Below are 13188 nucleotides of genomic sequence, written 5' to 3'. Positions count from 1 at the left end.
CGCAAGCGTCAGCCATTTACTTTAGTCGGGGTTTCAAATTACCTTTCAGGCATTCATCCGCCCACGCGGCCGTCGATCAAAGGAAGGGATCATGCAATCGCTCGGCTTCACCTCAGTTCCGCCACTGCTCAAATACCTGCGCCATGCCGAACAACTGGGCATGGCCGTCGAACCAGCGTTGGCGGCGGCGGGATTGCAGGCGCAGCAGTTGAGCGACAACACCCTGCGCTTGCCCGGTGAGGCGCATGAACGCTTGCTGGATTATTTCTGCGAGCATTCGGGGGATCCGTTGTTCGGGCTCAACGCGGCGAATTTCGTCCTGCCCAATTCGTGGAGCGTGCTCGGTTACATCACCATGAACTGCGCGACGTTGGGCGATGCGATGAGCCGGATCATGCCGTTCGAAAAACTGGTCGGCGACATGGGCGTGAGTCGTGCCGAGGTGCTGGATGGCCACGTGCATCTGATCTGGACGTGCCGTTATCAGCGCCCACGGATTCGCCGGCATCTGGTGGAGAACGTGCTCGGCTCATGGCTGCAATATGCACGCTGGATCGCCGACACGCAGATGTCGCCGGCCGCTGTCTGGCTCGAACATGCGTGCCCGGCCGAGGCGACGCCTGCGCAGTACGAGGCGTTTTTCGATTGCCCGGTGCTGTTTGATCAACCGTACTCGGCGCTGGTTGTGCCGCTGGCGTATTTGCAGTTGCCGCTGCGTCAGGCCGATGCGCAGTTACTGCGCACACTGGAGGAACATGCGCTGGGGTTGATGGCAACGCTGGAGGATGCGTCGCTGGAGCAGCAGGTGAAGAACATTCTGCGGCAGTTGCTCAAGGAAGGCTTGCCGCGCAAGGAACAGGTGGCCGAGCATCTGGCGGTGTCGGTGCGTACGTTACAGCGCCAGTTACATCAGGCGGGGACGTCGTATCAGCAGATTCTCGATGATTTGCGCCAGGAGCTGGCGGAGCATTACTTGCTCAACAGTACGTTGCCGATTCAGGACATTGCGCAGTATCTGGGGTTTACCGAACCGAGATCGTTCCACCGCACGTTCAAGAGCCGACGCGGGATGCCGCCGGGGGAGTTTCGGCAGATGCATCGGGGGTGAATGAGCCGGCGTCATCGCTGGCAAGCCAGCTCCCACAGGTTCAGCGGTGATCACAAATTTTATGCACGACACAAAACACTGTGGGAGCTGGCTTGCCAGCGATGGCGTCAGTTGCAGCCCACAATTCCTACAAGCAAATCTTCGATACCTGAGCGCATTAAACATCCTGCAGCGCAGCTGTTTAAGGACACCCGGCGTTACGCGAAACAGCCCACAAATCCTTGCGCCATAACCTACGCCTACGCCAGAATCCGCCGGCTTGTGCGCCCTGAGCATGCTGCGTAACTTGATTGCGTCACTGATTTCCAGTGATCGGGTTTAGTAGCCCGGAATATTTGGGGCGTATAGCTCATCAAGCAATCGGGTCTTGCCTGAACGTTATGGTGGCTGTGCGTAGGGCGCCCTCGGGCGCGCCGGTTTCCCAGATCCCCGGTCTACTAACCTGCGCATAGCTGCCTCCACTTCTTTTAGTAGAGAAGCGGTGGCCAGCTTAATTTGAGGATCTGGTTAATGTTCAAAGTTACGCCAAACCCGCCGGCCACCGACCCGGCATCCCCCTACGAATCCCCCGATTCGAAGAAATTCCACGAAGCCGCCGAGCGCGCGCTCGACCACTACCTCGGTCCGACGAACGCCGACCTCATGGCCACGCCCTACTCGCCCAACACGCTGTACATGGCCAACCCCGCGGCGAACACCGAATCCCTGCTGACCGACGCCAGCGAAACCCTTGGCTCGGCCACCGTCATGCTCAACAACCATGCCGCGCAGGTTGAAGGCACCCATCGCAAGACTTTGCAGGGCATTGCGCAAGTGGTGATGGTGGCGGAAATGGCGGTCAATCGCGTGCTGGACCAATTAGTACCAACCGAATAACGACAGCCCTGTAGGAGCAAAGCTTGCTCGCGAATGCGCCATGGCATTCAGCATCTGTGCTGACTGAACCCATGCTTTCGCGAGCAAGCTTTGCGCCTGCGTTTTTTACGAGCTGATTGCGTTGGTGAAGACCAACCGATTGCCGAACGGATCGGCGATGGTCATGTCCTGGCTGCCCCACGGCATCGCCTGAATCTGCGGATGCGAGAACTTGTAGTCCTTGGCCAGCAGTTGCTGCTGAAACACCTCCAGCTCATCCGTCTCAATACGCAGTGCCGAACCCGGGCTCACATCGCCGTGATGCTCGGACAGATGCAGCACGCACTCACCGCGAGACACCTGCAGATACAACGGGAAATTCGCTTCGAAACGGTGCTGCCAGTCGATTTTGAAGCCGAGGAAGTCGACGTAGAATTCAACGGCTTTGGCTTCATCGAAGATCCGCAGGATCGGGGTGGTTTTGCCGAAGCTCATGGGGTGCTCCCTGACTGGTTGGCCCGACAGTGTAGTTGGGCTGGATGTCAGCACTTCGGCTTGGTGTCGACAATCTTTAATTGCACAGTGCCACTATGAGATGTGGATCAAAAATATCGCAGCCTTCGGCAGCTCCTACAGGGGGGATTTCGACTGATGAAATCCTTTGCGTAAATCACCTTCGCGCGCCAGAAACCGCCCTTCCCTGCGCCCGTTCGCCTGCCCGTCGCGGTAACTCAACACGCCATTGATCCAAACCCCGTCAATACCCTGCGCCGCTCTTTGCGGATCGTTGAAATCGGCGACATCCCGCACCGTCGCCGGATCGAACAACACCAGATCCGCCCAATAGCCTTCACGAATCTCGCCGCGCTCCTTCAAACCAAACCGTGCCGCCGACAAACCGGTCATCTTGTGTACGGCGGTGTGCAGCGGAAACAGGCCGACGTCGCGACTGAAATGGCCCAACACCCGTGGGAACGCGCCCCACAAACGCGGATGCGGGAACGGGTCTTCCGGCAGTCCATCAGAGCCGACCATCGAAAGCGGATGCGCGAGGATTCTTCGTACATCCGCCTCGTCCATGCCGTAGTACACCGCACCCGCCGGTTGCAGGCGTTTGGCGGCGTCGAGCAGCGGCAGATTCCATTCGGCGGCGATGTCGATCAAGTCGCGACCGCTGACTTCCGGATGCGGCGTCGACCAGGTGATGGTGATGCGATGCGCATCGGTAACTTGCTTCAAATCCAGCGTCGAAGAGCTCGCCGCATACGGATAGCAATCGCAGCCGACCGGATGGGTTTTCGCGGCTTCTTCCAATGATGCGAGCAGCTCGGGACTGCGCCCCCAGTTACCCACGCCGGCGCATTTGAGGTGGGAAATGATCACCGGCGATTTGGCGTGACGACCGATCTGAAACGCCTCGTCCATCGCCTCCAGAACCGGGGCGAACTCGCTACGCAAATGCGTGGTGTACACCGCGCCGAATGCCGTGAGTTCTTCAGTCAATTGCATGACTTCATCGGTGGAGGCGTTGTAAGCGCTGGCGTAGGCCAGACCTGTGGATAAACCTAACGCACCATCCTCAAGGCTTTCACGCAATTGCTCGCGCATCGCGGCGATTTCATCCGGGGTCGCGGTGCGCAACAGGTCATCCAGATGATTGCTGCGCAGCGCCGTGTGGCCGATCAGTGCGGCGACGTTCAGCGTGGTGTTCGCCGCTTCGACTGCCGCGCGGTAATCGCTGAAACGGGGATAAACGAACGCCGCCGCGGTGCCGAGCAGGTTCATCGGGTCCGGCGGATTGCCCTGCAGCGTCACCGGCGAAGCGCTGATCCCGCAGTTGCCGACAATCACTGTGGTCACGCCCTGGCTGAGTTTTGGCAGCATCTCTGGCTGACGAATCACTACCGTGTCGTCATGGGTGTGCACGTCGATAAAACCCGGCGCCAGCACGCGGCCGGCGGCGTCGATTTCTTCGGTCGCCGTGGCCTCGGACAAATCGCCGATGCGCTCGATACGGCCATCGCGGATTGCCACGTCGGCCTGGTAGCCGGGCGTGTTGCTGCCGTCGATGATCAAGGCGTTGCGAATCAGGGTGTCGTACAACATGTCAGTCTCCCAGCGGCAGGTGATCGTCGCCGCCACGGTATTCGTCGAGGGCCAGTTTGATCCGCCGCAGACGTTCTTGATTGTCTTCAGGATTGGCCAGCGCCAGCTCGGTCGCGAGCACGTCGATGGCGAGCAGCATGCCGTAGCGCGCCGCCGTCGGTTTGTAGATGAACGAGGTTTCCGCACCTTGCAGCGGCAGGACGATGTCGGCCAGTTCCGCCAGCGGCGAGTCAGCGCGGGTGATGGCGAGAATGCGCGCGCCGTAGTTGCGCGCCAGTTCCACCGTTTCCAAAAGCTCCGGGGTGATGCCGGTCAGCGAGCAGACGATGAGCACTTGCTCGGCGTTGAGGCTGGCGGCGGTGACGCGCATCATCACCGCGTCATGACACACCGCAATCGGATAGCCGAGGCGCACCAGCCGTACCTGCAATTCATCACTGCACAGCGTCGAGCAACCGCCCATGCCGAAGGCGTGAATCATCCGTGCCTGGCCGAGCAGTTTCACTGCATCGGCGAAGCGTGATTCATCGAATCCGGCCAGATGCTGGCGCAGCGTGGTTTCGATGTCGCCGACGATCTGGCCGTAGAACGCCGACTGTTCAGGCGTGCCCGCCGGGTCGAGAAAACGGCTGCCAACCCCGCTGGCCTGGGCCAGTTGCAGGCGCAGATCACGCAGGTCGCGGCAACCGACCGTGCGGGCAAAACGCGACAGCGTGGCGGTGCTGACTTCGGCGCGTTGCGCGAGGTCTTCGAGGCTGGCGCTGGCGGCGAAACCGACATCGTCGAGCATCAGCCGGGCGATACGGCCTTCGCCGGCGCTGAAGGAATCCTGACGGGCGCGAATCTGGTAGAGGATGTCCATGGTCGGCGGGCTCCGGTTACAGCAGGTAAGAAAGGCCGACGGTCAGGCCGAACGCGACTACCGAGATCAGCGTCTCAAGCACGGTCCAGGTCTTGAACGTCTGCGCGACCGTCATGTTGAAGTATTCCTTGATCAACCAGAAGCCGCCGTCGTTGACGTGGGAAAAGATAACCGACCCGGCGCCGGTCGCCAGCACCAACAGCTCAGGGTGTGGATAACCCAGACCAATGGCCACCGGCGCGACCACGCCGGACGCGGTGGTCATGGCCACGGTCGCCGAGCCTGTAGCGATGCGCATCAGCGCTGCAAAAAGCCAGCCCATGATCAGCGGCGACAGGTGGAATTCGTGAGCGAGGCCGACGATCTGATCGGTGACGCCCGCGTCGACCAGAATGCGGTTCAAACCGCCGCCAGCGCCGACCAGCAAAGTGATACTGGCCGTTGGCGCGAGGCATTCGTTGGTGAACTTGAGGATCGATTCACGGCTGAAACCCTGAGCGATACCCAGCGTCCAGAAACTCAGTAAAGTCGCTAGCAACAGCGCGATCACCGAGTTGCCGATGAACAGTAGGAACTGGTTGAAACCGCTGCCCGGCGTGGAAATCAGGTTGGCCCAACCGCCGATCAGCATCAACACCACCGGCAACAGAATGGTCGCCATGGTGATGCCGAAACCCGGCAGCTTGTCGCGCGGTTCGCGGTCGAGGAATTGTTTTTCCAGCGGGTTATCCGCCGGCAAGTTAATGCGCGGCACGATGAATTTGGCGTACAGCGGGCCGGCGATAATCGCCGTCGGAATGCCGATGGCGATCGCATACAGCAAGGTTTGCCCGACCGACGCCTGATAAGCCTGCACAGCGAGCATCGCCGCCGGGTGCGGCGGGACCAGCGCATGCACCACCGACAGGCCGGCGACCATCGGCAAACCGACCATCAGAATCGACACACCCACGCGGCGCGCCACGGTGAACGCAATCGGCACCAGCAAGACAAAACCGACCTCGAAGAACAGCGGCAGCCCGACCAGAAACGCGATGCAGACCATTGCCCAGTGCGCGTTCTTTTCACCGAATTTATCGATCAACGTGCGCGCCAACTGCTCGGCACCGCCGGACTCGGCCATCATCTTGCCAAGCATCGTCCCCAGCGCCACCACCAGCGCAATATGCCCCAGCGTCTTGCCCACCCCGGCCTCATACGCCCCGACAACCCCGGAGGCCGGCATCCCGGCCACCAGCGCCAGGCCGATGGAAATCAGGGTGATGACGATGAACGGATTGAGCCGGTAACGGGCGATCAGAACGATCAAAGCGATGATGGCGACGGCGGCATACACCAGCAGCCAATAGCCGAAGGAAGGCGTCATGCGGTACTCCTCGAAAGGGTCACGTTCGAATGGGTTGTGAAACTCATAAATCATTTCGAGATCGAAATTTCAAACCGCATGAAAGTAATTTTCGTGGAGAGGCAAGGGATGTCGTAAATGGATATGTTTTGTCGTGATTAATGAAAATCCACTCAGCGAATTTTCATGTCCACACAAGACCTGTAGGAGCTGAGCTTGCTCGCGAAGACGGTGTCACATCCAAAATCACTGCCGACTGACACGGCGCTTTCGCGAGCAAGCTTTGCTCCTACAGTTTGAGCGCATTGCGTCAGACAGAACGCGGATAACCTGTGGGAGCTGGCTTGCCAGCGATGACGGCTGCACATTCAACTTAGATGCTGACTGGTGAACCGCTATCGCTGGCAAGCCAGCTCCCACAGGTTCGCGTCCAGCCTTACGTTGTGTTTCTCTAAGCCAGCCAAGCGCTATACTCGCCTTACAAATTCCGTAGAGTCCCCGCCATGACCTCCGCACGTCGCACCAGAAAAAAACTGACAGCCGATACTCTGATCCGCGCAATCGCCAGCTCGACAGCCATAGAGACGGGCCAAAGTGTCGAGGCAATTGAGCGCAAACTCAAAGTCAGATCCAGTAAGTTTCTAAATTTGTCCCTGGCCAAGTAGCGTCGACTTCAAGTCCACAATGCCTGCCGAACCCAATACTCCATGGGTTCGTAGTTGCAGTTCAGCCCCTGACTGATTGCTGCAAAATAAGCCTCTTTGTTTCGTTCCCAACTGCTGTAATCCAGCGGCACGTAGCCCGCCTGCACGGCCATGACGTCCGCCAATAATCGCGACAAGCGTCCATTACCTGTACCTGCTGAACTGGCGACGTTCAGAGCACCATAGGTCTGAGGCAATACAAGCGCAAAGCCTGAAACGAAAACGGCTGCCCGATGGCAGCCGTTCTGAAGGGTGATAGCAAAGCCCGGCGGGGCTCAAACACCCATCACACCATTTCGTTACGAATCCATTCAACCACTGACGTGCGTTTCGGCGTCCAGCCCAGCAGTTCGCGCGCATGTTTGCCGCGCACTCGGCTGTTGGAGCCGAGGCCGTAGTTGGCCATTTCGTAGCCCCATTCGGCTTCGGCGTCTTTCAATGGCCAGTCTTGCGGTTGGCCCAGGTTCAGCGCTTGGGCCATGGCGGTGGTCATGTCGATGAACGACGCTTCGCCGCTTTCGACGAAGTAGAACGTGCCCGGGACGTTTTTGGTCAGCGCCAGCAGGTAGAGGGCGACGACGTCTTCGATGTGCACGTTGGACCAGATGTTCTGGCCTGTGCCGACGTGGCGCACCACGCCGCTTTTGCGCGCTTGCTTGAGCAATCGCGGCAGTTGCACGCTGTCGCGATTGACGCCCAGGCTGTGGCCGTAGATCAGCGTGTTGCAGATGACGGCGGAATTCACGCCATCCTTTGCCGCGGCGAGGATCAGGTTGTCGATGGCCACGCGTGCGGCCTTGTCGACGGTCGGCTCCGGCAGGTTGTCTTCAAAGTAGATGACGTCGCTGGATTTACCGCCCGACGCGTCACCGACGATGCTCGAACCGCTGGTGTGCAGAAAGACTTTGTTGGTACCGCGCAAAGCATCGAGCAAGGCTTCGACGGCGCCGCGATGGTCGCTGCTGGCGGCGTTGATGACGGCGTCAGCGGCGCTGGCCTGTTCGGCGAGCAGTGCTTTGTCATCCAGCGTGCCGATAACCGCGGTGATGCCCAACGCTTTCAGCTCGGCAGCCTGTTCGGTGCTGCGCACGAGCCCGGTGACGTTATGCCCGGCCTGAACCAGACCGGTAGCGATCGAGCCGCCGATAAAACCGGCAGCGCCGGTGATGAATACGTTCATGGAGAAACTCCCTGCGTGAGTAAGTGATGGGACGAGTATCGGCCCGTGAGCCGGAGGGAAAAACCCGCCCTCGGCCAATTCACTCTTGCGTAGAGGTCACGAATCAGCCCTTGAAATCGGCGCTGGCGTAGGCGGCGAGTTTGCTCTGAATGAAGTCGAGGAAGCACTGAATGCGCAACGCCAATTGCGAGTTACGGTAGTACACCGCGTTGATCGGCTGGCGATAACCGCTGTTGAATTCGCCGAGCAGGACTTTCAAACGGCCGGCGCGGATGTCGTCGATGGTCATGAAGTGCGACAGGCAAGCAATGCCCTGCCCTTCCAGCGCCAGATGCCGCACGGTCTCGCCGCTGGAAGCGCTGATCGCCGGGGTGATCGGCCAGCGGTCACCGTGCACGTAACGCAGCGGCCATTGGTTGAGGCCTTCGTTCTGAGTGAAGCCGAGCAAGGTGTGCTCGCTCAGATCGGCGACTTGCTGTGGCGCGCCATGTTTTTCCAGATACGCAGGGCTGGCGACGATCAGCAGCGGACTGCAACCGAGCGAACGCGCGTGCAGCGTCGAATCGGCGAGGGTGCCGATGCGGATGGCGATGTCGGTGCTTTGTTCCAACAGGTCAATGATCAGGTCATTGCTGTTGAGTTCGAGCTGGATGTCCGGGTAGAGCCGGCGAAATTCGTCGATGTAGGGGACCACCGCGTGGAGCATGAACGGCGACGCGGCGTTGATACGCAGACGCCCGGACGGGGTCTGCTGGCGCGAGGACAGGCGTTCTTCGAGTTGATCCATCTGATCAAGAATCAGCTTGGCGTGTTCGAAGAAGTACTTGCCCTCCTCGGTCAGATCCATGCGCCGCGTGGTGCGGTTGATCAGCGTGGTGTCGAGTTTGGCTTCCAGCTTCGACAGCGTGCGGCTGACGGCCGACGGCGTCTGGCCGACTTGCTCGGCGGCGGCGGAGATGGAACCGCACTCGATCACACAGACGAAAATCTGCAACTCATCGGATCTGGCTTTCACGGGTGTCCCTTAGGATGGTCATCACCCCTGTATTGTGGTGAAGGAATGGCTTGAGCGGGTGGGGAATTTTCTGTTCACAGAGATCTACTTGTGGCGAGGGGATTTATCCCCGATGGACTGCGCAGCAGGCCCGCTCTGTTTCAGGATCAAGCGCGGGGCCGCTGCGCGACCCATCGGGGATAAATCCCCTCGCCACAATAAATCCCATCACCACAGATAAATCCCCTCAACAATAAATCCCACCACAGGTACATCCCCTCAACAATAAATCTCTTCACCACAATAAAACCCATAACCCCAGATTAATCCCCTGGGCACAGGTGGCAGCCTCAAGCCTTAAGGCCAAACACCTCGGTCAGATGCTGCTCATAACGCGCCACATCACCCTCGATGTTCGGGCGTTTCATTACGTCCACGCACAAGAACGTCGGCAATGCGGTCATGCCCAGAAACTCATTGGCCTTGTGGAACGGGAAGTACACCGCATCAACACCTTTGGCCTCGAAGAAATCTGTCGGGTCATCGAACGCTTGCTGCGGTGCGTTCCAGGTCAGCGACAGCATGTATTGCTTGCCCTGAATCAGACCGCCGCTGCCGTACTTCTGCGAGGCGTCGGAGCGGGTGCGGCCATCGCTGGCGTAGAGGCTGCCATGGCCTTCGGTGAAGACTTCGTCGAGGTACTTTTTCACCGTCCACGGCGCGCCCATCCACCAGCCCGGCATCTGATAAATGATCACGTCGGCCCAGAGGAATTTGGCCACTTCTTCCGCGACGTCGTAACCCTCGTCGATGAAAGTGGTTTTAACGTCGAGCCCGCCACGATCCAGCACGCCCAGCGCAGCTTCGTGCAGGGTGGCGTTGTAGCGACCGTCGGAGTGGGCGAATTTTTTACCGCCATTGAGCAACAGCACTTTTTTCATGACAAAACCTCGGCGCAGCCATTGGGCTGGAGTGAGAAGGGAAACTGGAATGGCGGCAGATTAACCGTCCGCCTCGCGCGGAATAAGCCGTGATTACGCAAAATACATTTGACTGAAAAGCACGAATCGAATGCCGATTATTGCCATAGCATGCGCGGCCATCTGCATTTGAGGAGGTATTTGAGATGAGTGAACGCCAGGGTTTCATCCTGCACGCCAAGACCCGCCCGGAAAAATCCGCGGCCTTCGAGGCGCTGTTTCGCGCCTATGTTGAACCAAGCCGCGCCGAGCTTGGTTGCATCGAATACCACATGCTGCGCGACAAGGAAGATCCGTCGCTGTTTATCTTTTACGAGATCTGGGAGAGCCAGGCGCACCTGGATGTGCACTCGAACCTGCCGCACATGAAGGCATTTTTTGCAGAGCGTATGGACTATCTGGAGCGCGATTTCGATATCCGCGCCATCGACATGCTCAGCGCAGCCTCGGCTAACCGCTGATCAACAAATGGGCGCCGAGCGCGCCCAGTCCAATGAAGAACACGCGCTTGAACAACACAGCGCTGATGCGTTGCCGCAGCCATTGGCCGAGCAACATGCCCAGCACCGCCGGAATCAGCGCCAGCAACGAAGCGCTCAATTCACCGCCGCCGAGTGCGCCACGCCAGAGCAGGCCGCCGGCCAGCGCCAGGGTCGAGACGGTGAACGACAGGCCAAGCGCCTGCACCAGTTCGTCACGGCTCAAACCCAGCGCCTGCAGATAGGGCACCGCCGGAATCACGAACACGCCGGTGGCGGAGGTGATGATGCCGGTGATCAAACCACAGAGCGGGCCAAGCCAGCCTTCATGACGGGGTTTTACGCTGAGCGTCGGCAGAAACAAGCCGCTCAGCGCATACAGCAACAACGCCGCACCGAGTCCGCGCACCACCCAATGTCCGCCGGCCATGCCGATCCACAAGGTGCCGATGCCGGTGCCAAGGAAGATCATCAGCAACATCGGCCAAAGGCGTTTGATCAGCCCTTGCAGATGCCCGCCGAATGCCAGTTGCCAGAGGTTGGTCAGCGTCGCCGGGATGATCAACAGCGCGGCTGCCTGCGAGGGTGCCATAGCCAGACCGAGCAGGCCCATGGCGACGGTGGGCAGGCCAAGGCCGATGATGCCTTTGATCAGGCCGGCGAGAATGAAGGTGGCGATGACCAGCAAGGACAGGGTCAGGCCGAGATTCTGGTAGAAGTCTGCGAGTGTGTTCATGGCGTTACTGTGCGCCAGTCGGGACGGGGTGAAAATCTGCCATATACTGAGGCTGCCTCTGGAATTTCGAGAGGCTGAAGGCCTCATCGCTGGCAAGCCAGCTCCCACAGTGTTTTGTGTCGTGCACAAAACTTGTGATCAACGCTGAACCTGTGGGAGCTGGCTTGCCAGCGATGGGGCCCTGCTTAAACCCCACAAATTCAGCGGCTGCCGACATGCACTTCGACCTCACCGACCTGCGCCTCTACCTGCACATCCTCGACACCGGCAACATCACCGCCGGCGCCGCTCGCAGCCATCTTTCCCTCGCCGCCGCCAGCGCCAGAATCCGTGCGATGGAAGCCTCGCTGGGCGTTGATTTTCTCCAGCGTGGCCGTCGCGGTGTCACCCCCACACCCGCCGGCACCGCGCTGGCGCAACATGCTCGCGTGCTCCTGCAACAGGCCGAACGCATGCAGCAGGATCTGGCGGATTACGCGCAAGGTGTCAAAGGCCAGGTGCGCCTGCTGTGCAACACCACAGCGATCACTGAATACTTGCCGGAAGTGCTCGCCGAATTCCTGCAACACCATCGCAATCTCGACATCGATCTGCAGGAGCTGCCCAGCGCGCGCATTACCCACGCATTGCGCCAGGGCGCGGCGGACATCGGCATCGTTTCCGACGCGGTCGACACCACCGATTTGCAGACCCGAGCATTTCGCGACGATCCACTGGTGCTGATCCTGCCCTGCGATCATCCTTTGTCCGGCTTGAGCGAAGTCAGTTTCAGCGACACCTTGCGCCACGACTTCGTCGGGCTGCGCGCCGACAGCGCACTGGCGGTGTACCTGGAAGAGCAAGCGCTGCACGCCGGCGCACGGATGCAGATTCGCATCCGCGCCGACGGTTTTGATGGCGTGCTGCGCATGGTTGCGATGGGCGCAGGCATTGCCATCGTGCCCCTGGCAGCCATCGAGCGCGCGCCCTCGCAATCGTTGAAAAGCCTGGCGCTGAATGAGCCGTGGGCGCGACGAAAACTGCTGCTGTGCGCGCGCGAATTCGACGCGTTGCCGACGTATGCCAAGTCCCTGCTGCAGGCCTTGTCTGACACTTGAGAACAGAGCACTGGCGACCGATCAGGCTGGCATATTTTTCTGCAAAATAAGCACAAGGAATAGCTTGCAAGGTACGTATACATACGTACTATATCGGCAGAGCGAACGTGTTGCCCGATACCGTTTTCGCACAACGACAACGGACAAGGAAGAACGGATCGGCTCCCAATGACCTACATGGAATGAGGTGACGCTGTGGTTGATTCAACGGAGTTTCGTAATGCAATGGCGATGCTGGGGAGTGCCGTCACCATCGTCACAACCGATGGCCCTGCCGGGCGTTTCGGGTTTACCGCTTCGGCGGTGTGCAGCGTGACGGATTCGCCGCCAACGCTGCTGGTGTGTGTCAATCGCTCGTCGTCCAATCACGAGCATTTCAAAACCAACGGTGTGCTGTGTGTGAACGTCTTGACCGGTGGGCATCAGTCGACGTCCGGGGCGTTCGCCAACCGGCAACTGACCATGCAGGAGCGCTTTTCCAGCGTGAACTGCCAGACCCTGGTGACCGGTTCGCCGGTTATCGCCGAGGCGTTGGTCAGCCTTGACTGCCGTGTCGCGAAGATCGACGAGGTCGGCACTCACAGCATTTTTTACTGTGAAATCCTCGAACTGCAGCACAGCGAAGCCACGGAAGGCCTCGTCTATTTCAATCGCAATTACTACCGTCTGAACGACGAGTTGCGCCTGGCCCCGGATCAGTGATTATCCCTGGAGGCCGGCGTGCGGCAGTCTGCACGCCGGC

At 59.6% G+C, this 13188-nt stretch carries 14 protein-coding genes; 5 read left to right on the top strand and 9 right to left on the bottom strand.

What is annotated here, in order from left to right; translation table 11 throughout:
* Nucleotides 1-91 precede the first annotated feature (91 nt).
* Both gliR and ACQ4MY_RS00190 read left to right on the top strand, forming a co-directional pair.
* Nucleotides 92-1108, top strand: coding sequence for an AraC family transcriptional regulator GliR (gliR, locus tag ACQ4MY_RS00195; RefSeq protein ID WP_440093085.1), 1017 nt, complete (start codon nucleotides 92-94; stop codon nucleotides 1106-1108).
* Between the two features lie 510 nt (nucleotides 1109-1618).
* Nucleotides 1619-1984, top strand: a complete 366-nt coding sequence (locus ACQ4MY_RS00190; RefSeq protein ID WP_158830174.1) for a DUF6124 family protein — start codon at nucleotides 1619-1621, stop codon at nucleotides 1982-1984.
* Between the two features lie 105 nt (nucleotides 1985-2089).
* Here the strand turns inward: ACQ4MY_RS00190 and ACQ4MY_RS00185 are convergent, their stop codons facing one another.
* From ACQ4MY_RS00185 to ACQ4MY_RS00150, 8 genes are all read right to left on the bottom strand, one after another.
* Nucleotides 2090-2458, bottom strand: coding sequence for a glyoxalase superfamily protein (locus ACQ4MY_RS00185; RefSeq protein WP_440093081.1), 369 nt, complete (start codon nucleotides 2456-2458; stop codon nucleotides 2090-2092).
* A 135-nt stretch (nucleotides 2459-2593) separates the two neighbouring features.
* Entirely contained in the window at nucleotides 2594-4069 is a 1476-nt protein-coding gene (locus tag ACQ4MY_RS00180) for an N-acyl-D-amino-acid deacylase family protein (protein WP_440093080.1), read from the bottom strand.
* Nucleotide 4070: 1 nt separating this feature from the next.
* Nucleotides 4071-4931, bottom strand: coding sequence for a MurR/RpiR family transcriptional regulator (locus tag ACQ4MY_RS00175; RefSeq protein ID WP_095191405.1), 861 nt, complete (start codon nucleotides 4929-4931; stop codon nucleotides 4071-4073).
* A 16-nt stretch (nucleotides 4932-4947) separates the two neighbouring features.
* The gene (locus tag ACQ4MY_RS00170) at nucleotides 4948-6297 is read right to left on the bottom strand and encodes a GntP family permease (protein WP_440093078.1); all 1350 of its coding nucleotides are present in this window, start codon (nucleotides 6295-6297) and stop codon (nucleotides 4948-4950) included.
* Nucleotides 6298-6949: 652 nt separating this feature from the next.
* Nucleotides 6950-7117, bottom strand: a complete 168-nt coding sequence (locus ACQ4MY_RS00165) for a hypothetical protein (protein WP_400774731.1) — start codon at nucleotides 7115-7117, stop codon at nucleotides 6950-6952.
* A gap of 149 nt (nucleotides 7118-7266) precedes the next feature.
* Nucleotides 7267-8160: an NAD-dependent epimerase/dehydratase family protein gene (locus ACQ4MY_RS00160; protein ID WP_440093076.1), complete on the bottom strand. Its 894-nt coding sequence runs from the start codon at nucleotides 8158-8160 to the stop codon at nucleotides 7267-7269.
* A 103-nt stretch (nucleotides 8161-8263) separates the two neighbouring features.
* A complete protein-coding gene (locus tag ACQ4MY_RS00155; protein ID WP_053116979.1) occupies nucleotides 8264-9175 on the bottom strand; it encodes a LysR family transcriptional regulator in 912 nt (303 codons plus the stop codon).
* A gap of 329 nt (nucleotides 9176-9504) precedes the next feature.
* Entirely contained in the window at nucleotides 9505-10095 is a 591-nt protein-coding gene (locus ACQ4MY_RS00150) for an NAD(P)H-dependent oxidoreductase (RefSeq protein WP_440093074.1), read from the bottom strand.
* Nucleotides 10096-10280: 185 nt separating this feature from the next.
* Between ACQ4MY_RS00150 and ACQ4MY_RS00145 the strand changes: the two genes are divergently transcribed.
* A complete protein-coding gene (locus tag ACQ4MY_RS00145) occupies nucleotides 10281-10595 on the top strand; it encodes a putative quinol monooxygenase (RefSeq protein WP_440093072.1) in 315 nt (104 codons plus the stop codon).
* Here ACQ4MY_RS00145 and ACQ4MY_RS00140 read toward each other — a convergent pair.
* Entirely contained in the window at nucleotides 10585-11349 is a 765-nt protein-coding gene (locus ACQ4MY_RS00140; protein ID WP_440093070.1) for a sulfite exporter TauE/SafE family protein, read from the bottom strand. The genes ACQ4MY_RS00145 and ACQ4MY_RS00140 overlap by 11 nt on opposite strands.
* Nucleotides 11350-11564: 215 nt before the next feature.
* Between ACQ4MY_RS00140 and ACQ4MY_RS00135 the strand changes: the two genes are divergently transcribed.
* Nucleotides 11565-12446: a LysR substrate-binding domain-containing protein gene (locus tag ACQ4MY_RS00135; RefSeq protein WP_440093068.1), complete on the top strand. Its 882-nt coding sequence runs from the start codon at nucleotides 11565-11567 to the stop codon at nucleotides 12444-12446.
* A 195-nt stretch (nucleotides 12447-12641) separates the two neighbouring features.
* Entirely contained in the window at nucleotides 12642-13148 is a 507-nt protein-coding gene (locus tag ACQ4MY_RS00130; protein ID WP_045123182.1) for a flavin reductase, read from the top strand.
* Nucleotides 13149-13188 lie beyond the last annotated feature (40 nt).

Source organism: Pseudomonas sp. SM4, assembly GCF_051913165.1.
Classification (GTDB): Bacteria; Pseudomonadota; Gammaproteobacteria; order Pseudomonadales; family Pseudomonadaceae; genus Aquipseudomonas.
This window is presented reverse-complemented; position numbering and strand designations above follow the sequence as displayed.